This window comes from Maritimimonas sp. 2405UD52-3, from assembly GCF_056591715.1.
In genome coordinates, this window is sequence record NZ_JBWQOL010000005.1 from 121,417 (window position 1) to 146,812 (window position 25,396).

General features: G+C 34.4%; 19 protein-coding genes and 1 pseudogene. 5 read left to right on the forward strand and 15 right to left on the reverse strand.

Translation table 11 applies throughout. From position 1 onward, the window contains the following. Positions 1 to 21 precede the first annotated feature (21 nt). Positions 22 to 879 carry a fructosamine kinase family protein gene (locus AC1EU5_RS12480; RefSeq protein ID WP_480192731.1) on the forward strand — a complete coding sequence of 286 codons (858 nt, stop codon included), beginning with the start codon at positions 22 to 24 and terminating at the stop codon, positions 877 to 879. On the opposite strand, the gene AC1EU5_RS12485 is transcribed toward AC1EU5_RS12480, so the two are convergent. The 10 genes and pseudogenes from AC1EU5_RS12485 to AC1EU5_RS12530 form a co-directional block, all read right to left on the reverse strand. Next, positions 876 to 1,772, reverse strand: a complete 897-nt coding sequence (locus AC1EU5_RS12485; RefSeq protein ID WP_480192732.1) for an alpha/beta hydrolase fold domain-containing protein — start codon at positions 1,770 to 1,772, stop codon at positions 876 to 878. The genes AC1EU5_RS12480 and AC1EU5_RS12485 overlap by 4 nt on opposite strands. An 85-nt stretch (positions 1,773 to 1,857) precedes the next feature. Beyond that, positions 1,858 to 5,601: a glycosyl hydrolase gene (locus AC1EU5_RS12490; protein WP_480192733.1), complete on the reverse strand. Its 3,744-nt coding sequence runs from the start codon at positions 5,599 to 5,601 to the stop codon at positions 1,858 to 1,860. Between the two features lie 231 nt (positions 5,602 to 5,832). Beyond that, positions 5,833 to 6,135 carry a hypothetical protein gene (locus tag AC1EU5_RS12495; RefSeq protein ID WP_480192734.1) on the reverse strand — a complete coding sequence of 101 codons (303 nt, stop codon included), beginning with the start codon at positions 6,133 to 6,135 and terminating at the stop codon, positions 5,833 to 5,835. A gap of 68 nt (positions 6,136 to 6,203) precedes the next feature. Beyond that, positions 6,204 to 7,097: a nuclear transport factor 2 family protein gene (locus AC1EU5_RS12500; protein WP_480192735.1), complete on the reverse strand. Its 894-nt coding sequence runs from the start codon at positions 7,095 to 7,097 to the stop codon at positions 6,204 to 6,206. Between the two features lie 69 nt (positions 7,098 to 7,166). Further along, complete coding sequence (locus AC1EU5_RS12505; RefSeq protein WP_480192736.1) at positions 7,167 to 7,793, reverse strand: O-methyltransferase; 627 nt, start codon at positions 7,791 to 7,793, stop codon at positions 7,167 to 7,169. Positions 7,794 to 7,881: 88 nt separating this feature from the next. Continuing rightward, positions 7,882 to 8,760: an AraC family transcriptional regulator gene (locus tag AC1EU5_RS12510; protein WP_480192737.1), complete on the reverse strand. Its 879-nt coding sequence runs from the start codon at positions 8,758 to 8,760 to the stop codon at positions 7,882 to 7,884. Between the two features lie 39 nt (positions 8,761 to 8,799). Further along, positions 8,800 to 9,606: an SDR family NAD(P)-dependent oxidoreductase gene (locus AC1EU5_RS12515; protein WP_480192738.1), complete on the reverse strand. Its 807-nt coding sequence runs from the start codon at positions 9,604 to 9,606 to the stop codon at positions 8,800 to 8,802. Next, positions 9,603 to 10,577, reverse strand: coding sequence for an LLM class oxidoreductase (locus AC1EU5_RS12520; RefSeq protein ID WP_480192739.1), 975 nt, complete (start codon positions 10,575 to 10,577; stop codon positions 9,603 to 9,605). Before AC1EU5_RS12520 ends, AC1EU5_RS12515 begins: the two co-directional genes overlap by 4 nt. Next, a pseudogene (locus AC1EU5_RS12525) lies at positions 10,578 to 10,817 on the reverse strand (DUF1330 domain-containing protein); the annotation flags it as partial. Positions 10,818 to 10,900: 83 nt separating this feature from the next. Then, the gene (locus tag AC1EU5_RS12530; RefSeq protein ID WP_480192740.1) at positions 10,901 to 11,842 is read right to left on the reverse strand and encodes an NADP-dependent oxidoreductase; all 942 of its coding nucleotides are present in this window, start codon (positions 11,840 to 11,842) and stop codon (positions 10,901 to 10,903) included. Between the two features lie 107 nt (positions 11,843 to 11,949). Between AC1EU5_RS12530 and AC1EU5_RS12535 the strand changes: the two genes are divergently transcribed. Next, positions 11,950 to 12,297 (forward strand): winged helix-turn-helix transcriptional regulator, encoded by a 348-nt coding sequence (locus tag AC1EU5_RS12535; protein WP_480192741.1) that lies wholly within the window; start codon positions 11,950 to 11,952, stop codon positions 12,295 to 12,297. Here AC1EU5_RS12535 and AC1EU5_RS12540 read toward each other — a convergent pair. The 4 genes from AC1EU5_RS12540 to AC1EU5_RS12555 are packed head-to-tail and all read right to left on the reverse strand — an operon-like array spanning position 12,290 to position 17,374. Then, positions 12,290 to 13,681: a TolC family protein gene (locus AC1EU5_RS12540; RefSeq protein WP_480192742.1), complete on the reverse strand. Its 1,392-nt coding sequence runs from the start codon at positions 13,679 to 13,681 to the stop codon at positions 12,290 to 12,292. The two genes, AC1EU5_RS12535 and AC1EU5_RS12540, sit on opposite strands and share 8 nt — an antisense overlap. Beyond that, positions 13,678 to 15,030: an HlyD family secretion protein gene (locus AC1EU5_RS12545; protein ID WP_480192743.1), complete on the reverse strand. Its 1,353-nt coding sequence runs from the start codon at positions 15,028 to 15,030 to the stop codon at positions 13,678 to 13,680. Before AC1EU5_RS12545 ends, AC1EU5_RS12540 begins: the two co-directional genes overlap by 4 nt. Then, positions 15,024 to 16,694, reverse strand: coding sequence for a peptidase domain-containing ABC transporter (locus AC1EU5_RS12550; RefSeq protein WP_480192744.1), 1,671 nt, complete (start codon positions 16,692 to 16,694; stop codon positions 15,024 to 15,026). The genes AC1EU5_RS12545 and AC1EU5_RS12550 overlap by 7 nt, the downstream gene beginning before the upstream one ends. A gap of 2 nt (positions 16,695 to 16,696) precedes the next feature. Further along, positions 16,697 to 17,374 carry a TetR/AcrR family transcriptional regulator gene (locus AC1EU5_RS12555; RefSeq protein WP_480192745.1) on the reverse strand — a complete coding sequence of 226 codons (678 nt, stop codon included), beginning with the start codon at positions 17,372 to 17,374 and terminating at the stop codon, positions 16,697 to 16,699. A gap of 378 nt (positions 17,375 to 17,752) precedes the next feature. Here AC1EU5_RS12555 and AC1EU5_RS12560 point away from each other — a divergent pair, with 378 nt between their 5' ends. Beyond that, positions 17,753 to 18,124 carry a hypothetical protein gene (locus tag AC1EU5_RS12560; RefSeq protein WP_480192746.1) on the forward strand — a complete coding sequence of 124 codons (372 nt, stop codon included), beginning with the start codon at positions 17,753 to 17,755 and terminating at the stop codon, positions 18,122 to 18,124. A gap of 143 nt (positions 18,125 to 18,267) precedes the next feature. After that, positions 18,268 to 22,035, forward strand: coding sequence for a phosphoribosylformylglycinamidine synthase (purL, locus tag AC1EU5_RS12565; protein ID WP_480192747.1), 3,768 nt, complete (start codon positions 18,268 to 18,270; stop codon positions 22,033 to 22,035). A gap of 69 nt (positions 22,036 to 22,104) precedes the next feature. On the opposite strand, the gene AC1EU5_RS12570 is transcribed toward purL, so the two are convergent. After that, positions 22,105 to 22,857, reverse strand: a complete 753-nt coding sequence (locus AC1EU5_RS12570; protein WP_480192748.1) for a head GIN domain-containing protein — start codon at positions 22,855 to 22,857, stop codon at positions 22,105 to 22,107. Positions 22,858 to 22,963: 106 nt separating this feature from the next. Between AC1EU5_RS12570 and AC1EU5_RS12575 the strand changes: the two genes are divergently transcribed. Continuing rightward, positions 22,964 to 25,336, forward strand: coding sequence for a M14 family metallopeptidase (locus tag AC1EU5_RS12575; RefSeq protein ID WP_480192749.1), 2,373 nt, complete (start codon positions 22,964 to 22,966; stop codon positions 25,334 to 25,336). Positions 25,337 to 25,396 lie beyond the last annotated feature (60 nt).

Genomic DNA, 25,396 nt, shown 5'->3' on the forward strand with positions numbered 1-25,396 from the left:
TCATTGGTTTATTTTTGTTTCATGAATAGACTAATTCAACATATCTCAGATATACTTCATGAAAAAGTAAAAGGCTTTCAAGCTATTTCAGGTGGAGATATTTCACAAGTATTTCTATTAGAAACTTCTCATAACCAATATTTTCTAAAAGTAAATTCTGGTACTAATGCTTTAGCCATGTTTAAAGCCGAACAAATTGGATTAGAAACCATAGCTCAAACAAATACTATTGCTGTATCGACGGTTTTTCATTCAGGAATTTTAGGTGAAAAAGCATTTCTATTGATGGAATTTATTGAGTCAAAGAAAGCATCAAATCAGGACTTTGAAAAACTAGGATATCAATTCGCCCAGTTACATCAAACAACTTCAGAATCCATTGGTTTCATAACAGATAATTTTATTGGAAGTTTAGCTCAGCAAAACAGCTTTAATAATAACTGGTTAGATTTTTATATAGAAGAACGATTACAACCCCAGTTTCAATTGGCGCTATTTCATAACCTATTGAGACCAAGCGAAATTCCCAACAAGGAATTTATGAAAGAAGTTTTGATTGATCTCTTTAAAAATATAAAACCTTCTCTACTTCATGGTGACTTATGGAGTGATAATTTTTTAATAAACGTAAACGGAACCCCCTATTTAATTGATCCAGCTGTCTATTATGGTCATCATGAAATTGATATTGCCATGAGTAAGATTTTTGGTGGATTTAGTAGTTCATTTTATTATGCTTACCATGATATCTTTCCTAAAACATCTGAAACTTCAGCAAGAATAGAAATCTATCAATTGTATTACCTCCTGGTGCATTTAAATCTTTTTGGAAGTTCTTATTATAGTTCAGTAAAGCAAATCCTTAATAAATATTTTTAGAAATCCTCTTCGTTTATCCAATCTATTAGTATTTTCAAACTACTTTTTCCCTCTTTAAGAATTGGTAAAATAGGCCAGATATGAGGCATCTTCTTTCCAATGATGACTTGAAGATCGGTATTACTCTCATACATCTTTTCTATAACAATCTTTTGGTCAGGATATGTAATATCATGTTCAGCTACAAATAGTAATGTCTTAGGAAAATTTTTAAAGCTCCCATTGATAGGAGATATTCTGATATCATCTAAACTATTATTTCCAGCACACATTTCCTTAGCACTTAAAACTCCTTTTGGCGAAAGCATCGGGTCAACTTTATCAAAAATATTTATTTCTGGATTAGACAAAGATGCATCAACTACCGGTGAGATTAAAACCAATTTCTTAGGAAGCTTTATAGTATTCTGAATTAGTTTTTGCGTAAGTCCCATTATTAATGTTCCACCCACAGAATCTCCAATCAAAACAATTTGATATGTTGGATACTCCTTTAACGCCTTTGAATAGACAAGATCAATGTTTTTGGAGATAACTTCAATTGTGTTTTCTGGTGCCTTAGGGTAATCTACCATCCACACAATACCGCTTGTTTTTGACACAATACTTTTTATAGTATCCCAATGATGTTGAGCTGGTCCTGAAATAAAAGCACCACCGTGACAATAAATAATTAAGGTATTCTTACTAGCACTAGGATGTACTTCGGTAATAAGAGTTTCTGCTTCTGTAAATGTTCTAACCTGGTGTGGCTTGAACATTTTGATGTTTGGTTGTTTAACATCTTCTTTGCGTAATTTTAAATAATCTATTGGAGCTTTGCTAAACTCTTTCTTAATGCCTTTTAGCTTTAAAACTAAAAGCACCAAATAGTATGTTAAACTATTAAACATTGAAAACTAAAGTTAGATAAAATTAAACTAAAAAGCGAGCATTTTCTAAAAATGCTCGCTTAGGTTATTGACTGATTAAAACAACTTACTGCTTTATAAATTTCTTTGTGAAATATCTATTTCCAGCATATACCTTAATAAAATACATTCCATTAGATAAATTACCAATAGTAATAGTATTTAAGTTTTGTTTACGCTCTATTACTTTTTTACCTAATACTGAGAATATCTCAACTTTAGTTAACTCACTTGAGCCTGATCTGACTTGAAGTAAATTTGTAGCAGGGTTTGGGAAAATATTGATGGAACTATTATCAAAATTTTCAAGACTTAAAACAGCTTGATTACTTTGTTGTACATCATCAAAATAAAAAGTTGAAGTAGCACTACCATCACCTAAATTACCAAAGTCAAACATAAATACAAGTCTATCAAATACACTAGCCCCTTGTGCTGAAAAATTATAACTTAATGTTTCCCATTGTCCGGAAACCGTCGTAAACAGGTCTAACTCAGTAGCATTACTGGCGTTTTCTTGTCTCTCTAGTTTCATTTTCACCAAGGTGCCTATTGGGGCATCTGTCCAAACTTTTAAATTAATAAAGTTATCAGTAGTAAAGTTTAAGGCACTATTTAAATTTAAATAGGCGCCTGCCCAAACCTGCCCTCCATCTCTAACTATTTTTGCCAAATTGTTACTGTTGTTTCCATTGCTTTGTAATGCTGAAACAGCCTCTACTGTGCCTGTTCCGCCATCAAAATTGTTAAAGTCTGTAGTGATAGGAAATGTTTCAAAATCAAATGGTAAACCTGTATCACCATTAGAAACTGTACACTCAGTACCATTATAAGCAAATGTCATTTTACCCAAATTAAATTCTCCTTGGATAATTACTAATTTGAGAATATGCGTACCTGCAGTTAACTCAATTGTACTTGATTTACTGCTCCAACTATCCCATCCTCCTGTATATGTTAAAGGAATATCAGGGCTTACTTTTTGTCCATCAATTTCAAAATAGAAAGGTCCTCCTCCACTTGTATTTCCAGAAGCATAGCGCAAACTTAGATCGTAACATCCAGTGTTTTGCACATCTATAGTATATTCTAGCCATTCACCAGCTGTAATAAAACTTACAGTATCATCTTCTGAAGCATCAGAAATAGCATCAACATATTCTGTTGGTCTAAAATCACCTTGATTGTCTACGGATGAATCAAAATAAGAAATATTTTGTCCTAGGCCTCCTTCATACGTATCGTAATGAGCAGCTTCTAAAACTCCGGGTATTGGTGCTGCCGTTCCTGAGTATGGTACCTGATCGCCTACCTGAATATTTATAACATTAGAAATATTAAACTCTGAATTTACATACACCTTTGCATACATAGAGTGAATTCTAATGTCTAATCCTGAAGTAGTAAATTCATAAGGTGCACTTGTATCTTCACCAATTAAAGTGTCTCCATCATAGAATTCTACTCTAGTAATACCGCTTCCAGTAGTAGAGGCTGTAAGAGTAACACTCTCATTTTCATCAACTTGATAAGTATCCGAAGCTAACGTTGCTGATACATTAATATCTCTACTGGTGGCCATAGAATTTGCCGGAACACTAAGCATATAACCATTAGAGAATGTAACCGTTCTAGCAGCATCTGAATAATTGTGGGCTACATAGGTTAGCACATTATTATCATCTGAAAACGCAACCGCAATTGGGTAATTTGCGGTTATAGAAGCATCAACATTACCAAGCGCATTCATTGAATGCAACCAATGATACGTTTGTGCATCAGATATACCAAACTTCAAATTTCTATCTGGGTAAGAATCGTATAAGTCAATAGCCGCTTGCGCATCTGTTAATGAAAGAAATTTCCAATAGGTATCATGCCATAAATGCGGGTTTTCCTGATTATTCAAAACACCCGTATTGGCTGCCATTTCTGCCCACAATGATTGCGCATAAGATTGGTTGTGTGCTAAGTATAATGAACCTCCATGCATAGGATATAACTCTATGCCATATGAAGCAGCAATATCAGCTGTAAAAAATGTACCATTATCATAAGAATTTCCCCAAACTCTTGAAACTAAGCTATATTGTTGTGAAGCTTGAAAGTTTCGATCGTAAACATCTAACCAATATTCTTCTACTGCTGTTTGTTCTGTTGTATACAGATATATTCCAAGATCACGAATTTCATCGTTGCCGGTAATAGTTCCCCAATGGATAAGAGACGAATTAAACTGCATACTTTCAGATGTTGATTCTTGATCATTTCCTTGCGGAAATGTAGCAAATCCGTTAGCCCAACTATGCCCTGCATAAGGGCTAAAATTTCTCAAAAACGGAAAAAGAGAATCATTTCTATCTTCAGAAGCGGCATCTCTAATCAGTAAATTTATCATATCTCCCCATTGATCAGCCCAACCTGGCTCAAACTGTTCCATGAAAGAAGCAGCATGAATAAAATATCCCCAATGAAAATGATGGTCGTTTATATTATTGTCTTGCCCATGCCCAGCAGGGTATCCTAGCATAGCAGACCATGTATCATTATAGTAAAATAAGAAAGCTACTTCTCCGGATTGATAGGTTAACCAATCTTCTAAACGCTCTTTCAAGGTAGCGATCATTTTATCTCTTGCTTCTACATCTCCCATTTGATCTGCTATTCTAGCTGTTTGAACCAATCTGTTCATGACTTGTCCCTCATTGTAAGAATCTGTCCAAGGAGCTAATGCATCATTTTCAATTTGAACTATTTTGGCATCTAAATCAACTGGATCATAACCTGGGCTATATTGCAACAAATTTGGTAATGTTGGAAGTATACCTTTAAATGTATTTTCAACAACAAAGCTATTTCCATCCAACGTTTTTAGTTCTCCTCTAACTGTACCATAGCTGTCTCCGTTTGGCGTCGATGAACTTGAAGCCAAGTTACTCCATTGATGTGGTAATAAACCCATAAGAACATTTGTATCTGTTCCTTCTTTTATATCTGTATCAACTGTAAAAGTTGTTGTTACCACAGAGTTACTTTGATTAAAATTCCAGGAAGTAGTTGTATTCGTAGGGAATACATATGCGTATTTTTTATAAGCTTGTGCAACTGAGCTAACGTTGGTGGCACTTTGAGGAAGCATTGCCATAGACCAATAATTCTGCCCATTTAAAGTTGAAGTATATGTATCACCTGATAGTGTCCAAGAGCTGCCTGTTGGAGCATAAAACACAAAATCAGCTCCATGAGAGGCATTTTCAATAGTGAGTATTTCATTTGAAACAGTAGCAGTACCTGAATTGACCTTAATTTCAACTATATCATCAGTGTCTTTTTCAAAATAAACAAATGGCATTCCAATACCAGAAGTTGCCTGTAAGTTACGAGAGCCATCATTCCAATCCATGGTAACGGTCCAATCTGAATAATCTGAAACTGTAGTTCTTGGAGTGTTTAATCCAGTTAAACCAACTTGTATTGGTGCAGAGTTACCAATAGGACCCCAAGGAATGTAGGTAACTATTAATCCTTGGCTAGTAGTTCTCATGGTTATAGGGTAATTGAATAAATTACTAGCATGATTTTCTTTTATAAGTGTAGACCACCAATCATTTGTAGGTACAGGTTTCCCTATTGCATTTCCACTTAATTGCGGTGAGCCAGATGGAAACCCATTTCTACCGGCAACATCAGTTCCTGGAAAAGTTGTTGTATAACTTCCATTTCCCACACTTACTTGAGCAATTAAGAAGAAAGAATTAGTTATTAAAAAAAATGCTGCTATTTTTAAAGAAAATTGAGAATTGAGTTTCATGAGAATAAGTTATTGGTCTTCAAATGTAAACTAATGCTCACTCAAAACACAATAAAATACCTATACAAAAACTATACGCAGTGTACAGAAATCAGGTTTTAACACAAGTAATTACTGAATTTTAATTGAAATTCTGGCATTTTCAAAACTATACACTTTTGTACAATAAAAAAATCCTGCCTCAGATAGTTTTCTGAAACAGGATTCGTCGTATAAAACTAATTTTTATATTTATTTTACAGTATAGCGTGCCATTTTCATTGTTGAACCATCAATCATATTCGCGAAGTCTACAACAGAAGAATCTTGCATAAACTTTTGCATAGAAGCTTCAGCATCTTCATTGGTTTTCCAATACACAACTACTACAACTTCGTTTTTGTCTTTAGAAAATCCACTTTCTCGACGAATAAAACCTGGTTGTTTACTCGTATATATTTCCTCTACCCTATCATCTTCTTTCCAAAAATTATCTGCATTTATAGTAGGTTTAAATTGAAATGAAGTTACTTCTATCACATAAGGTCTTTCCATAATCTTAGTATTTTGCTGGCAACTAAAAAACGATAAACAACAGATTAAGAAAATAAGTGTGTTACGCATTAGTTAGGAAAGTTAAATTTTCCGTTGGTATTTTTTCTATCAGCTTCTGCTGCAATGGTTTCAATCACATCCCAGTGTTCAACAATTCGTCCATTCTCTAGTCGAAATAGATCATAGAATGAAGTATGATCACCCTTACCAAATTTTCCTTCACTAATTGCTAAAACAAAATTTCCTTGTCCTAATACCTTATGTAGTTTTTCATACTCCATGACCAATCCGTTTTCAGCAAAGTACTTCATGGCTGCACCAAAACCATCTAAACCATCTGCAACAGCAGGATTATGTTGTACATAGTTTTCTGGATTGATATAAGTAGTCACTTTATCCATTTCACCATTTAAAAGTACATTGGTAATAAATTCAGTCACTACTTGCTTATTTGCATCTGTTTTATCTAGATCTGTAACTTCTGTAGCACCGTCAGTTTGTGTGTGACCACTTGGATTTGCAGGTTGAACGGGAATTAAATTATCCCAGTGCTCCACAATTTTTCCATCTTCAAAACGGAATACATCAAAACCTATTTTTGGTCCAAAAAAGTCGTACACTGTTTGCGAAAATACATAATCACCATCCTCAAAAGAGCGTACTACTTTGGCTTTAAAACCTCCTTCAGGAGCATTTTTCATCACCTCCCCAAAACCAGCTAAACCGTCAGCCACTGCTTGATTATGTTGAATGTATTTTTCTGGATTGATATATCCAATTGGTTCATGTGCTCCTGTTTCTAGGCTTTCAAGCACAGCTACTGCCTTGTCTTTGTTTGATACTTCCATTACTGTTTCTTCTTTTGCTGCTTCTATTTTTGATGTTTCTGAGTTCTCTTTTTTTTCTGTTTTACAGCTTGCTAGCATAACAATGCCGGCCAATACTAAAATTGTTTTTTTCATTTTTGGTTAAATTTATTATTAGTTCTATTTATTCTTTTTATTAAAATTTTATAAATATAGCAAAGTAATTTATCGCATACGAATTAGCATCACCTTACCTTGATGCTTAGATTCTAATTGATATTTGGGATTCTTGGCTATTACTTTTAAAAATGTTTTAACTTCTGACATATCTGCATTATCAACATATATAAATGTATCATCATGAAAATTGGTCTCCAACATTTGAAAAAGTGGTAAATACAAATCCTTCCAACCATCTAATAGTAATAGGTCAATGGGGTTACTATAATTTTTCAATGTTTCAATGGCATCCCCAATTCTCATCTCTATAAGATCATTTACACCAGCTTTTTTAAAATTTTCTACAGCTTTTAATGCTTTAGATTCAAGTAATTCTGTTGTAACAATACTTCCTCCTGTTTCAATTGCACCTTGAGCTAAATAAAGTGTTGATATACCGAAAGAGGTTCCGAATTCAATAATACTCTTTATGTGATTTTGTTTTATAAGATTTACTAAATCCTCACCTTGTTCCTTAGTTATAGATAAGTATGCCTCTTTGAAATCAGATGGTTGCATGGGTCTAAATACACTTTTAACAACACCCTTCATCATTTTAAGGTGATCATTCTTAGAATCGTTAAATAATTCATTTAGAACTACTTCTATATTTTCTTCTATTGTGTTATTCATTTTTATTTTTTGTATTGCAAAATTGAGAAGAAGTAAAGAATAGAAGACTATCAATCTGAAACAAAAAATAGTAAAAGTGTAACTAATACTATAATTGACTTCTAAATTGAAGCGGTGTTTTTTGAGTATTTTTCTTAAAAAATTTGATCATATTAGCTGGCTCTTCAAATCCTGTTTTATAACTAATTTCTTTTACAGATAAAGAAGTTGATACTAAATAACGCTTGATTTCAATCGTTACAAAATCATCAATAAAAGTCTTGACTGTCTTTCCTGTTAATTTCTTTACGATGTCATTTAGAAACTTGTAAGATACTAACAATTTTTCAGCATAAAACCTTGAATTTCTTGTGGTTACATAGTCCTTCTCGAGCATATTTTTAAAGGTGATAAATGTATCTTTCCATTGCGTTTTTATATTATTGACCGACTTGGATTCCTTTACACGTTCAGCTTTTAATAACAAGAGATGTAGTAAGGCATGTAAAATTTCGTTTTTGGCAAAATCATTTGGAAAATAATACTCTTGGTAAAGTTTATTGACAATACCAATGAAGCTGTCTTCGCCCATGTCTTCTTGATGAATTACAGGTAACTCTAAGTGGTAATTGTATAACCTGCTTAAATTAATGTTCTTAGATAGAAAATAGTTTTCCTCCAAGAATTGACTGCTAATGATAATACTAAAACCCTGCGCATTTCTCATACTTTCGGTAAAGTGGTGTACTTGATTTTTGGCAACAAACAATACGCTTCCTTCTTTTATGTCATAAAACTGAAAATCTACATAATGTTGGCACCAACCTTCGGTAACAATAACAATGAGGTAAAATTGAATTTTATGAGGTGCAAAAGGATTGTGGTCATCAATTTTGGTAAGCTTACTATACGTTTCAGCCAAAGTCATAACCTCAATATCGAGGTCAATACTCGATTTGAATACTATTTTAGGTAATGATTTTGTCATATAGTAAATGTAAGAAATCTAAAGTTCCTAAGTGATTTGTCATTTATCTAGTACTTCTTTTGTTTTACTAATTAATGCCAATATTTTATTTTCATCATAAGCATCAGCATGCGCCGGTGCAAAAGCACCTTTAGGGTTACCTTTATCATTATCAAAATACTTTCCGGTGACTCGCTTATATTCATCAGAAATCGCTAACTGATACAAAATAGTAGCACCTTTATCGGCTGGAGCCCAATGTTGCCCATAGGCTTCCGCTACCATACGTGTATTTAACAATGAACCAGGATTTACGGCTATTACAGCAACCTTATTTTGACTTTTTGCCAGATCAAAACTCCACATGGTCAAGGCCAACTTACTTTGCGCATAGGCTGAATTCACATTAAAAATTTCTGCGCCTCCAACAGCCTCTAAAGAAACTGGTGATTGTGCCGCTGAACTTAGATTTACAATACGTGCTTCATTTCCTTTCTCTAGTAATGGCATGATTTCTTTAGTAAATAAGTAAGGTGCCAAATAGTTAACAACCATTCTAATATCTCCAAATTTTGTTTGATTAACAGGACTTTTAAAAATTCCAGCATTGTTTATTAATACATCTAACCTTGAAAGGGTTGAATTCACTTCTTTTGCCATGCTTTTGACTGCTTGAAAATCAGAAAAGTCAGCTGAAAATCCATTAATGTTTTCATTACCAGATGCTTCTTTTACCTCTAAGGTTACACGGGTTAATTTTTCCTGATTTCTTCCATGCAAATAAATTTTATGTCCGTCTTTAGCAAGTTTTATTGCAGTCAGCTTCCCTATGCCGTCTGTGCTTCCTGTAATTAATATTGTTTTCATGTGCTAATCTCTTCTTTAATATCTGTGTGAAAATGTGATAACACATCTTCCGCTAAACGTTCTAATGTTTCTTCAATGTTGGTTGAGTTAAACCTCAAATTTAATGCAACATGATTCACACCAATCCTTTCTAATTGTTTAAAATATTCGATCAAATAGTTGGCTCCTATTCTAAATCCTAAATGAATAGGCTGTGGTTCAAAGTCTTTATTCTTATGTAAATCAATATATAAAGGTTGCAAAAAGGGTTTGCTAAATTCAGTGTATTTTGAGATCAATTCCCTCCATTCTTTAATCATATGTTCTTGCTGGTATAAATTTCTAGGATAGTACATCCAACCATCACCATGCTCAGCATTCCATGCTAAAGATTGTTGACTATACCCGGTGACCATCATAGGTACCTTATGACCAGTTGCTTTAGGTAAAATATCAATGTGACCTCTTACATTACCATAATGATTGCTTTTGACGATTGGAAAATCGTCTTGTGCTTTTCTAATATATTCAAAGGATTCTCTAAATAATTCTCCTCTCTTGTCATAATCAATACCCATTGCCGGATATTCATCATAACGATCTCCAGAAGCTACTCCCATAATGAGTCTTCCGTCTGACAGTTGGTCAATGGTTGCAGCTGACTTTGCGACATGTACCGGGTGATGCAACGGCAAAGCAATACTCGCTACACCTAAAGCAATCTCAGAGGTTTGTCCAACCAAATAACCAAGATATGTGAATGGGTCATAGGTTTGTCCTGCATCACCAAATGAAGGAACATGAAACGGCACATCGCGGATCCATAGTGCTTTAAACCCTAATTGTTCTATGAGCTTTACCCGCTCTAAATGATCAACCATTGTTGGTATAGGGCTAGCTGCATGGTTCTCTATAGGAACAACCAATCCAATGCTTAATTTATTTGGTTTGAAAGTATGATTAAAACCTTTATTTATTTTTTCGAATTGCATTTATGTTAAATCGTCTTTCTTTTCAATCAAATAATGATGACTCACTGAACCAGCGGTACGAGCTTTTAAATGCGGTACGTACTCTGGATCAATCATAAAATTTTGGGCAGCTTCTTTAGAAGGCCATTCTAAAATGATACGTAATGCTGCCGGTTGTTCAGCACCTTCAATTTGTTCATGATTTGCTGTTCTTGCTAAATATTTACCACCATGTTTAGCAGCAATATCTGCTGATACTGCTACATAAGCCTCTACCTAATCCATGTTAGTTGGAGTTACGTCTAATACTGAATAATATGCCATACCATTTAAATTTAACTGATTTATACGTTTATTACTATTTTTCCTACTGTTCTGCCACTTTCTTGTTGCAGGTGTGCTTTATCCATTTCGTTAAACCGAAACGAATGCGAAATATGAGGTTTTATAGCTCTGTTTGCTAACATATTTGCTAAAGCTTCCATATCTTCTCCGTTGGACTGCACCATTAAAAAGGAAACATTTACATTGCGTTCTTTTGCTAATGCTAAAATTTCATCTGAAAATTCAGGAGTAGGCAATGAGATAATGTTCCCTCCTTCTTTTACTACCTTAATTGAATTGAGTAGTATTTCACCATTAAACATATCAAACACAAAATCTAAGTTTGATACTTCGCCTTGAAACTGTTGCGTTCGGTAATCAATAAATTCATCAGCACCCAAAGACATGACAAACTCTTTATTCTTACCGGAACTTGTTGCAATGACATAAGCTCCCATTGCTTTTCCAATTTGTACCACGAAGTGACCTACTCCACCTGAGCCCGCATGAATTAAAATACGATCACCTTTTTTAATACCACTCTTTAATACTTGATATGCCGTTAAAGCAGCTAATGTAGTAGCAGCAGCTCCTTGAAAGTGAATACCTTCAGGAACTTTCGCTAAATGCGCCTCAGATGCTGCAACAAATTCGGCGTAGGTTTTCCCCATACCTACAAAGTTTATCATTCCGAACACGTTATCACCTACATTAAATTTTGTCGCTCCACGTCCTGTTTCTACAACTACGCCAGCAACATCCCAACCTAAAATGGCAGGTCGTTCTTCGCCATAAATCATTGTCATTACATCTTCATTTCCGCGTACCTTATAATCTACCGGGTTGATGCTTAATGCTTTAGTTTTTATTAAAACTTCATTACTATTTATTGTAGGTTTTTCTATGTCTTCTATGCTAAAATTCTCGACACCTCCTGCTTGCTCTAGTACAATTGCTTTCATTATTATGATGTAAAAAGTTAAACTATAATTTTTATAGTAGCAAAATTAAGTATAGTTTTGTAACCACACAATAACGGTCAAAAAGGATAGTATAAAAATATAGAGTGATGCATACATTTAAAGGAAAAGAATATCCCTGTTGCGCCAGTTTAACAATGGGCGTCATCGGTGGTAAGTGGAAAACCGTGATTCTATTTCACCTTATGGAAGGTACTTTACGCTACAACGAATTACGAAAAGCAATGCCTACTGTAACCGAGCGTACCTTAAGTTTGCAACTAAAGAAATTAGAGGAAGATGGTATCATTAACCGAAAAGTTTATACAAAAAAACCACCTCTAAAAGTAGAATATACGCTAACAGATTTGGGTAAAACCTTAATTCCGGTAATACAATCTATTGCAAATTGGGGTGATTATGTAGTAGAGAAATATGCACCAATAGCAATTAAATAGCCGTATTGATCAATTGAAACATAGTTGCTTTTACCTTAAAAAATTTATTTTCAATATCAATGGCTTTTAATTCGGACTCTATTAATTTAGACTCTCTAGAATTGATCAAAAACAAGGAGCTCTCTCCTAAATTGAATTTGCGTTCCTCAGCTGTTAGTAATCTTGAATAATCTCGAACAATTGTTCCTGTTAATTCATTTTGTACTTGATAAGAATCAATCTCGTTGGTCAATGCATTGAACTTATTTTCCAAACTTACTTTAGTAGTCGCTATTTCAAACTCGGTATCATTCATTTTAAGTTTCGCTAATTTTAGATCACCACGTTCTTTCCTAAGAAACAAGGGGAAATTAACGCGCGCACCTGATTTATAATTAACTGTATTGAATGAACTGGCAACATCCGGGGTTTCTGATAAAAAATTATACTCTAAATCAATTTGAGGTAATAAATTGTTCAGACGTAAACGCCGCTCAATTTTTTGACTTCTATATTTTAGATTCAGTGCTCTTAACTTAGGGTGACTTTCAATAACTGTACTTTCAATATCTAATTGCGAAGTGCCAAGTACAGAATCCACAAAATTATTAGTTTTAATATCAGGTTTTATGGTATCCTGCAACTCAACAGGAATAGAATTATTTAACCACAAATAATTAGAGACTTCTAATGACGACTTTATAAAAACAATTCGTGCTCTTTCTAATGCCAATTTCCTATTATTTAAAATAATTCCAGCTTCTAAGGTATCTATAGCAGGGTTTTCCCCTGCTTCGTAATTCTTTTTGATTCCTTCAAAACGCCTTTTAGCATTACCAAAAAAGTTAGCATAAACTTGCTGATTTTTATACGCCCTTAACCAATTAAAATAGGCTATACTAGCATCATATAGTATGTCATTGATAGCAAGTTGACGCTCTGCTTGTACCTGCTCTCTATATAACTTTGCCTGTCGTAACATAGCCATACGCTTATTCGTAAGCAATCCTCTAGCCAAAGGAATAGAAACACCTACATTGTATAACCCATCTTCAGGTACATTTCCTTCAGGATTCAGGAATACACCCGAGTTTTCTTCAAAGTTTCCTTTTAATTCAATACCAAACCAGGTAGGAATCTTGAAGGTTGCATTTAGCTTATCATAATACTCTGTGCTCTTAAACTTTTTACGGTCATAGTCAACCTCCAATTTAGGGTCAAAAGCACCTCGTGCTTTCATAAGCTTGGCTTGACCTTCGTCTAGCAATAAATTAGCTTGTTTCACGAATGGATGGTACTGCTTTACATACCCCAAATATTCCTCAAATGTAAGCACCTCATCCTGAGCAAAAGCTACATAACCAAAGCAAAAAATAGTAAAAGTAAGTAGTACTCTTTTTATCATTTTTTAGCAACTTTTTTATCCGTAGTGGCGGGTTGATAATAATTGGGTGGAAATCCATTTAACTGTCTCCATAATTCAAACCAAATAGGCACATCGTCTAACAAAGCAATAGTTCTAGCTCCTGATCCTACGCGTACAGCCTCAGGCCATTCATAAGCATCGCTATCTGGAGCTAACAGTACTCTATACTTACCATTATCACTTATGAAATTCTCTATAGCAACAACTTTCGCTCCATACGTACCATACGATACATTGGGCCAACCACTAAAAACAATAGCAGGCCAACCGTCAAACTGAACGCGTACATCTTCACCAATGTGAATCAGCGGTAAATCTATAGGTTCTACAAATGTTTCAACTGCTAATTCGTAATTAGCAGGCATCACGCCTACCAATTGCTCACCTTCTTTGAATGTTTCGCCAATACCTGCCTTAATAGCTTTATTAACATAACCATCTTGAGGTGCAGTTATAAATAATAGCTCATTACGACGCTTGTAGTTAGCATAACTGTTCTCTAACTTAGTGACTTCAGCATTGGTATTATACTGGCTAGACTGAGCGGTATACATATCACTCTGTGCTTTTGATATCTTGTCTGCAAATTCAGTTGATACTCTGGAAAGTTCAATTTCAGCATTGATAACATTGTTTTGACTTGCCAAGTATTTATTTTCTTGCGATATCAATTTAGCTTGAGTTTCTTGTAGTTTTAAACGCTTCTCCTCAACATCTTTTACCGCCTTTAACCCTTCTGATTGTAAGGTTACCACACGATCATAGCGCCGCTGAGCAATATCAATATTGGTTTTGGCAGCTTCTAAATCAATACTATCACTTTTTACTTTTAGCTTTGACTGTAGAAGTTTATTTTTGACTTGTTTTAATTTTAAACTTCTTTCATTTTGCAATGCAACTATTTGCCGTTGCAAAGCCTTTACTTTGTCTTGATATGCTTTTGCAGATGAGGACTTAGATTCAATTTGATCATTGGTACGTTCAACCAATTTGTCATCAAAATAATCACTCTTTACTTCTGAAATTCTTAGAATCGTATCTCCTTTCTTTACAAAATCGCCTTCTCTAACATACCACGACTCTATCCTACCAGGAATTTGCGATTGAATTGTTTGTGGACGTTGATCTGGTTTTAATGTAGTAACCTGACCTTTACCGGTGATATTCTGCGTCCATGGTAAAAAGAGCACTAAAATTCCAATGATGGCAAATGCCAATAAAAACTGATTAAAACGTTTGTGATAACCATTTTTGAAGACTTTTTTTCCAGACTGAAACCCTGCCAATGAAACTTTTTTATTCAATTTATTATGTGAAATGTTTAGCATTTTTTATAATCTTTAATTTGTCCTTCTTCCAGTGTAATAGTATCATTACAATAGTTTTGCCATCTTTTATTACTACTCACCACCACCAATGCCCACGGGTTCTCTGGTGCAATCAGAAAATCAATGATATCATTAGTTTCTTTGGTATTAAATTGATCTAATGCATCTTCAAGTATTAGCACTTTTGGTTTCTTAACAATAGCTCTGGCCAAAACAATTTTTTTTGCAATAGTGTACGACATTTGTTTTCCTTCTGGGTATAATATTGTCTGTAAGCCATTAACTTGTTGTTTAAGAAAACTCTTTAACCCTACTTTTTCAAGGGCCCATAGAATAGCATCATCAGAAACTTCTTCATCTCCAAAAGTTATATTCTCTCTAATAGTACCTTCAAAAGGACTTTCCTCAGAAAGTGATAAGCCTAATTGTGCTCTATAATGGTTTAAATGCAAACTTTCTATAGCAAAATTGTTAACTGTAACTGCACCTCTAGTTGTTTGAATAACGCCAGCTAAAACACGCAACAAGCTTGACTTACCAGAACCACTTTCTCCTTGAACCAGCACGCGGCTTTTAGGCTCAATATTTAAAGAAATATTCTTTAGAATAGGCTTTTCGCGATTAGATACTTTATAAGATATACTATCTAATTCAATAGTCATTGTCCCCTTAAAGTTGGGTTTTTCACCTTCTTGCAACTCCATTTCTTTGTCTACCACCTGCCCTATTTTTTCAATAGAAGTAATCACATCGTAAAAAGGTTCGAGGCCAAGAATCAATTTTTCCACAGAGGCAATTACTAATAAAATAATAATCTCAGCAGCTACAAATTGACCTATATTCATTTCTTGTTTTAATACTAAAGCACCTCCAATTAGTAATAAACCAGCTGTGACCAATACTTTAAAACCTATCATCTGTATAAACTGAATGATCAAAATCTTAAAATGACTTTCTCTGGCTTCTAAATACTCTGTAACCAGAGCATCATTTTTTTGTAATGCCAAACTTGTACTTCCAGATAATTTAAAACTTACAACGGCCCTTGCTATTTCTTGAATCCAATGTGCTACTTTATACTTGCTCTTTGATTCTTGCAAGCTCGTTTGCAAGCCACGCTGCGCCGTATACTTAAAAACCACATAAACCAATAGAAGCAATAAAACACCAAAAATGATGAAAAACGGATGGTAAAATGAAAGCAATATCAAAGCAAATACAATTTGCAATAAAGCCGTAGGTACATCTATCAATACTTTAGCTAATCCTTTTTGAATAGTAAGGGTATCAAAAAAACGATTTGCTAATTCAGGAGGATAATAATTACGCAATTCCTGCATTTTTATTTTAGGAAAACGATAACTTAATTCAAAAGAAGACCGCACAAAAATTCGCTGTTGAACTCTTTCTATAATACGTAATTGCATCAACTGTAAGGCGCCAGAAAATAAAACGCCGAGAGTAACTAAAACAACTAATACGATCCACGATGTAGAGATCTGCGCTCCCTGTATTAAATTAATAATAGCCTGTATACCTAATGGTAGAGACAAGGCCACAAAACCAGAAAAAATAGCATAATAAAATATCTGTAAAATATCTTTACGCTCTAGTTCAAGCAACCCTAAAAAGCGCTGCCAAGGTGTTAGTATAGGATTTGCCATGTTTAGCGAATGTTTAAAATGGTAAATGTTAGATGTTCAAAAAATGAAGTGGGCGTAACCTGTTTACTACAGTCGGTAATTGATTTAAAATGGTCTTTCAAAAAATGTTGATGTAAACCACCTTCAACTATGGTACTTGCCAGTGAAGCCGGATATTCGTATTCCTTATTGACCGCTATGATCATTTCTTTTAAGCGAGATACAATGCGCTTATATACCACAAAATAGCCTTCTTGATTTTCTTGATCTACTTCTTTTGTTAGAAAGGACTTAGAGCTTTCATTGATGATGATACGATTCAACACCACTTCGTTAACATGTGTAAACTTGGTATCCTCTTTAATTGTTCTTGTTAAAATTTTAATAGCCTTCTTTAGCTTTTCTGAAGGTTCGGTAATACTAAATGTTTCAAGTACTAGCTGATATTCCTTCCATGACCAATACCAAGAAGAAAGATACACCAATAAATTATGCTTGCTTTCAAAATAGCGGTAAATAGAGCTCTCATTAGAACCAATAAGTTGTCCTAGCTTTTTGAAAGTGAAAGCCTCAAAACCTATTTCGTCTATCAAAAGAATACTATGCTCTACAATACGCTTGCCAAGATCAGATGATTCAGGATCCTTTACGTAGATATTTTCCGGTACTGCAATCTTTAAATTTGATAATAGCTGCTCCATTCTCTAATAATTTCGATCGCAAATATAATAGTATTACTATTATTTAAGTTTGTAAAACTATTAAATAATTGTTAAAAACTCATTGTGTAAAACATAAATTAAAGCAATTATTAATACGATAAGTATCAAAAAATAACATAGTCGAACTCGATTTTAGTTCGTTTGAATTATCATTTTCTTAATATTAAGACTCATAAAATCACTCAATAGCAGATGTGATAAAATTAAATGTTAAAAATTGTAATATTCGCATTTTTTACTAATTTCGTGTTAAGTCGAAGAACTAGTTTAAAGTAGCAGACAAATTCAAGATAAAAGTGTTCAAGTAGCCTTTTACATATAAGAAAACTTTAGTAATTAAACTCTAAGCTTTACAATATGAAATCATTAATTTTTATTTTGTTATTTACATTTATCGGCTCACAAATTAGCATAGTTGATAAAGAAGAAAGTTTACCTCAGGATGTAAAAATTGGCGACCAGTTTAAGATAGGTCAACCGGAAAAAAGTGGATTCAAGTATATAGAATTTCCTAGGCCAAATTTTATCATTAAAAAAGGAGGAATCGTCAATTACAAAAGTGTTATAGGTAATAAGGTAAAGGTAACATCTGTAGGTAAAAAAAAGGATGGCACTGTACTTGTGCAAATAAAAAAAGGAGATGGAAGTAGGTTCTTTGGAAGTCATAGAACTGTTTCAGTTGATTTTAAGAAAGCTCTTAAGTCAGGTGAACTTGTAAGAACCGAATAGCTTTTACGATTATTTTTAAAGAATAGAACAACCCACTTCTACCTTTTGCATTATTTATTAAGAAGTAGTTAATAAAAGCTTATAACTCAACCACCGCAAATGGGCAAAAAATGTATTTTTGTTGTTTCAAAATACACAACTAAATGATTCATTTTTTTGGGGATGTAAACAGCAAAGTATATGCTGTTCAAACCACTTCAGAATTCTCAAACAATACAGAAAAAAAGTTAACGTGGTTGTTTGGCAACCAACCTAAGATAAACATGGCGTCTCTTGACGCCTTTTTTGTTGGCCCACGTAAGGCAATGATCACACCTTGGAGTACCAATGCTGTAGAGATTACTCAAAATATGGGTATTGGTAATATACTTCGAATTGAAGAATTTAAAGCTGTTCCTGAAGATTTTACAGATTATGATCCTATGGTTTCTGAAAAATATATGGGGTTAAATCAAAATTCATTTACTATAGATATTCAACCCGAACCTATTTTAGAAATTGAAGATATTGCAGCCTATAATGAGAAAGAAGGTTTAGCACTTAATGATGAAGAGATTGCGTATCTAAATGATGTTTCTAAACGTATAGGGCGTAAGCTTACAGATTCAGAAGTGTTTGGATTCTCTCAGGTAAATTCAGAACATTGTCGTCATAAGATTTTTAACGGAATTTTTGTTATTGATGGAGAGAAAAAACCTTCTTCATTGTTTAAATTAATTAAGGAAACATCGAAGCAACATCCTAATGATATCGTGTCCGCCTATAAGGACAATGTAGCTTTCATAAAAGGCCCAAAAGTGGAGCAATTTGCTCCAAAGAGAGCCGATGTGCCTGATTATTATACAACACAAGATTTTGAATCCGTAATTTCCTTAAAAGCAGAAACACATAATTTTCCAACCACTGTAGAACCTTTTAATGGTGCAGCAACGGGTTCTGGTGGTGAAATTCGTGATCGTTTGGCTGGTGGTAAAGGAGCCATTCCTTTAGCAGGAACGGCAGTGTATATGACCTCTTATTCTAGGCTGGAAGAAAGTCGCCCATGGGAACAAGCCATGGAAGAGCGTAAATGGTTGTACCAAACCCCTATTGATATTTTGATTAAAGCTTCAAATGGTGCATCAGATTTTGGAAACAAATTCGGCCAGCCCTTAATCTGTGGTTCATTATTGACCTTCGAACATGATGAAAAACAAGATGTCACCCTGAGCGGAGTCGAAGGGTCTCAACCTCGAAAACTTGGTTTCGACAAAGTAATCATGCTTGCAGGAGGTATAGGCTACGGTAAAGCAACGCAAGCCTTAAAAGACATACCAAAACAAGGCGATAAAGTAGTGCTACTAGGAGGTGAGAATTATCGTATTGGTATGGGTGGTGCTGCAGTTTCATCAGCAGATACCGGTGAATTTTCTGCAGGCATTGAACTCAATGCAGTTCAGCGCTCCAATCCTGAAATGCAAAAACGAGCTGCAAATGCCGTGAGAGGTATGGTTGAGAGTGATGAGAACTTGATTGTTTCCATTCATGATCATGGTGCAGGTGGGCATCTAAATTGCTTATCTGAATTGGTTGAGGACACGGGAGGAATCATAGACCTTGACAAACTACCTATTGGTGACCCTACTTTATCCAATAAGGAGATTATTGGCAATGAATCTCAGGAAAGAATGGGCTTGGTCATTTCTGATAAACATATAGACACACTTCATAAGATTGCTGAACGTGAGCGTTCGCCTATGTATACTGTTGGGGAAGTTACAGGTGATGACCGTTTTACTTTTGAGTCTAAAACCAAAGGAAATAAACCAATGGATTTAGCCTTGAGTGATATGTTTGGAAGCTCACCTAAAACTATCATGAATGATATCACTCTTGATAGAAGCTATAAAGAAGCATCCTATATTCAAGAAAATTTCCATCAATATTTAGAGCAGGTATTACAACTGGAAGCTGTGGCTTGCAAAGACTGGCTCACCAATAAAGTGGATAGATGTGTGGGCGGAAAAGTAGCGAAGCAACAATGCGTTGGACCACTACAAATACCATTAAATAATGTTGGCGTAATGGCTTTAGATTTTAAAGGTAAAGAAGGCGTTGCTACAGCAATTGGGCACTCACCCATCTCAGGACTCATTAATCCTATTGCTGGCAGTAGAAATTCCATTGCTGAAGCATTAACAAACATTATTTGGGCACCATTGAAAGACGGATTGAAATCGGTTTCACTATCTGCCAACTGGATGTGGCCTTGTAAAAATGAAGGTGAAGATGCGCGTTTATATGAAGCAGTAAAAGCCTGTTCAGAATTTGCCATTGAGCTAGGAATAAATATTCCGACCGGGAAAGATTCCTTATCAATGAAACAAAAATATCCTAATGAGGAAGTGATCGCACCTGGTACAGTTATTATATCTGCCGGGGCCAACTGTAATGATATTACAAAGGTAGTTGAGCCCGTTTTGAAAAAAGATGGAGGCGATATTTACTATATAAATTTATCTAAGGATGCCTTTAAGTTAGGAGGTTCTTCATTTGGGCAAGTTGTAAATGCAGTTGGAAACTCGGCACCAAACATTGTTGATAGTCAATATTTTGCCAGAGTGTTTGATACAATGCAACAATTCATCAAACTTGGCTTCATTACTTCAGGTCATGATATTGGCTCTGGAGGATTAATCACTTCTCTACTAGAATTGTGTTTTGCTGATACTAATTTAGGAGCTGATTTAGATTTAACATCTTTAAAAGAGGAGGATACTATTAAACTGCTATTCTCAGAAAATGTAGGTATTGTATTTCAATCAAATAGTGGACAGATTTTTCCGGCTTTATACGAGCAGGGCATCGAATGTATAAAAATCGGTACTGTGAATTCTAAAGGAGTATTAAATATTAAAAATCACGATACAGAATTAGCATTGAATGTAGCTTCCTTACGAGATACCTGGTATAAAACTTCATACTTATTAGATGAAAAGCAAACCGTTAACGGATTAGCAAAAGATCGATTTGATAATTATAAAAAGCAACCTTTACAATATAAGTTTCCAAAGCATTTTACTGGTAAACTTCAGGACGTCATTGCGATCCCAAGTAATCGGGAAAAGCAATCTGTCAATAATAAAAAGATTGCCGCGTCGCAAACTCCTCGCAATGACAGACCAAAAGCTGCTGTTATAAGAGAAAAAGGGAGCAATTCAGAACGTGAAATGGCTAATGCCATGTACCTGGCCGGATTTGATGTAAAAGATGTACATATGACTGATCTCATTTCTGGAAGGGAAACGTTAGAGGACATACAGTTTATTGGAGCAGTAGGAGGATTTTCTAATTCAGATGTATTGGGTTCAGCAAAGGGATGGGCAGGTGCTTTTTTATATAATGAGAAAGCGAAAACGGCCTTAAAGAAATTCTTTGAACGTAAAGATACTTTATCCGTTGGTATCTGTAATGGCGCCCAGCTATGGATGGAGTTAGAATTAGTAAATCCAGAACATGAAGTACATGGAAAATTAACCTATAATGATTCTGGAAAGCACGAAAGTGCATTTACCTCTGTAAAAATTCAGGAGAACAATTCTGTGATGTTATCCTCACTGGCAGGAAGTACTCTAGGTGTTTGGATTTCTCATGGTGAAGGAAAATATACGCTTCCACTAGCCGAAGAAATGTACAATATATGTGCTAAGTATACGTATGCGGAATATCCCCATAATCCTAACGGATCAGATTATAATGTAGCTATGTTATGTGATAAAACAGGCCGACATTTAGTTACTATGCCCCATATAGAACGATCAACTTTTCAATGGAACTGGGCATACTACCCAGAGGGAAGAAAAGATGAAGTATCTCCTTGGTTGGAAGCTTTTGTGAATGCAAGAAAGTGGATAGAAGGTAACCAGAAATAACCGAAAATAAAAATCAGCTTTGCCTAATTACAAAGCTGATTTCAATGAAAATTAATTAAAGGAATTTTTCTAATTTACTCTTCTTATTGTGGATTCGCCTATAACGATACCTTTCTTTATATCAGGACTTCCTTTATATAGAATATTGGCTTCACCATAGGAAGTTACTTTTAATCTATCAGATACATTAAACTGATAAGTGCCTTCTCCATAAGCAATAATCTTAGCATCCTTACTATCAACATTTAACGATCTCATTTTGCTTGAACCATAAGCTGTAATGCGTTGTCTGTTAATAGAACCCGAATCAATGACTAAATGACTTTCTCCAAAAATAGTAACACGCAATTGTTCAAGCTTTGCTTCTTTGATCAACACCTCTGATTCTCCATAAATACGAAGCGTACAATTCTCTTGATCTAATGGGCTTTCAAATGTAATTTTTTCTTCACCTCTTACTGAAAAAGTTCCAACATTTTGATACGTCAATTTTATTTTGGCTACTGTATTTTTATATCTAGGTACTTTCATTTTATAACCATTACCCTTTACTTTCTCATGTTCAGTAACTGTTTTAGCACCTTCTATATATACTTGAAGTGTACCATTAACAACTTCAAATTTGAATTTTTCAATGGGCTCTGTTATACTTTCAATTTCAATCTTAGGAGTATCACCTTGCACTAAAATAGCTTCAATATGCGGACTCACAATAATCTTATCAAATCCTTCATTAAGTGCAATTGTTTTTTCTTGGGCTGAAATGATTTGAATAGTTGCAATTGCTATAAAAAATAATGCAAGCTTGAGATGTTTTTTCATGATGTATTGATTAAAGTTTGATATTTTTCACCTTTTAAGGTAATCTTTTCTTAAGCTACTGATAAATTAAGAAAAATTTATCGTCAATATAATTATCTTTGAATATATGTTAGAGAGACTATCATTATTTTTAATTGTTACACTTTTCTTGTTTGTACCATTAATTAATTATGCGCAAGAAGAGGTTCCTGTATATCAAAAAGCCAGAATACATTATACCAAAACCAATGAGCTTCAGCATTTGATTAATAATGGTATTGGTATTGACCACGGAATAAAGAGGTCGAAAAAATACATAGAATCTGTTTTTACTCAACAAGAACTTGAAACAACAAAAAAATTAGGATTTGAGGTTGATATATTAATAGAGGATATGGGTCAATATATCCTTGAAAGAAACACGCTAAGTAAAGCTAAATTAAAAAATACGTCTTGCCAAAACTCTACTATTGATTATCAAACACCGGCAAATTTTGAAGTAAAAAGTAGCACACAATTTGGAGGTTTTTATACGTATTCAGAAGTGTTACAGGAACTGGATGATATGCGCTCTTTATATCCAAATCTCATATCACAACGTGCAATCATAAATAATTTTATGACTGAAGAAGGAAGACCTATAGAATGGGTTCGTATTTCTGATAATCCTGATAATGATGAATCTGAGTCAGAAATTCTATACACTTCTTTGCATCATGCTCGTGAGCCAGCTTCTATGCAACAACTTATCTTTTTTATGTGGTATTTATTAGAAAATTATGCCACCGATTCATCAATTAAAGCCTTAGTTGACAATACCGAATTCTATTTTATTCCCGTAGTGAATCCTGATGGATATGTCTATAATGAAACTACCAACCCCTTTGGCGGTGGTGGTTGGCGGAAAAATCGTAAAGATAATGGCAATGGTACTTTTGGAGTAGATAATAATAGAAACTATGACTACTACATCAACGGGAATTCTAATAACGGCACTTGGGGGGGTGCAGGGTCTTCTTCAACAACAAGTTCTGAAATCTATCATGGTACAACACCATTTTCTGAAGAAGAAACTCAAGCTGTAAAATGGTTTGTAGAGCAGCATGATTTTAAAATTGCCCTTAACAACCATACATTTGGTGAGTTGATCTACTTTCCATTTGGTTATGCAGACGTGACTACACCTGATGAGAATGTATATAACGCTCTTTTAAGAAGATACACACAACAAAATGGATATGACCCCATAAGAGATTTTCCATTTTCAGGTGATAGTGATGATTTTATGTACGGAACAGTAGGCACACATAACAAGATCATAGCCATGACTCCTGAGATAGGTGATAGTTTTTGGCCTGCCCAAAGCAGTATTGAAGACATCTGTAAAGAAATGATGTATTTCAATCTCAATATGGCACGGTCAACGAATAATTATGCCATGGCTTTTGATACGCAAGAATCTATTTTAAGTTCAAGTACGGGAGTTCTAAATTATGAAATTCAGCGTCTAGGCTTAGAAGGTTCAGGTAATTTTACGGTAAGTATAGTTCCAGTTTCATCAAATTTATCAATTACTGGTTCTGCAAACATGCACAACGGATTAAATCTCCTTGAAAAAATTGCAGGTTCTATTGGCTACACTTCAACCGCCTCTATCGGCGAAACCATTACCTATAAAATTGTGATTGATAATGGAATCTATCCTATTGAAATGGAAGTATCAAAAATATTAGGACCTGCAGAAATTGCAATCAATGACCCTGGAAACAATTTAATCAATTGGGATACTTCAAGTTGGAATACCACAACTTCTGAATTTGTTTCGGCATCTAGTTCTATCACGGACTCTCCGAGTGGCAGTTATGGAAACAATCAAAATACCACTATTGAAATTGAAAACGCTATTGATTTAACCAATGCCCGAATAGCGATGGCTACATTTAATGCAAAATGGGCTCTTGAAGCTGGATTTGACTATGTACAGTTTGAAGTTTCAACAAATGATGGAGCTTCTTGGGAAGCGCAATGTGGCAACTATACCAGAACAGGAAATTCGATACAAGGTATTAATGGACAGCCTATGTATGATGGCGTTCAAGATGCTTGGGTTCAGGAATCAATTGATTTGAGTGATTATTTAGGAGAAGCCATTAAGGTACGATTTCAATTAGTTTCAGACCAAAGTGCGACCGCTGATGGATTTTATTTTGACGATTTTAATATCTCAACTATTGCTGAAGAATCTCTTAGCAATGAAACTTTTGATGCATTAGGCGTAAAACTATACCCAAATCCCGTAACTGAAAAACTAAGTGTATACTTTCCAAACGTTATCAATGCAAACTTAAAACTGTATAGTATTACCGGGCAATTGGTCAAGAAATTAAATATTGATAAGCAATTGACCGAAATAGATATGAAGGCATTAAGCTCAGGTATTTATATTGTAAAATTGCAAACAGAAACTGGCAAAGGAATCTATAAGATCATAAAACAGTAATTTTTTGTATTTGCTGTAACAAATCAAGAATTACAGTGTCTTTTTAATAAACCTTTTTAA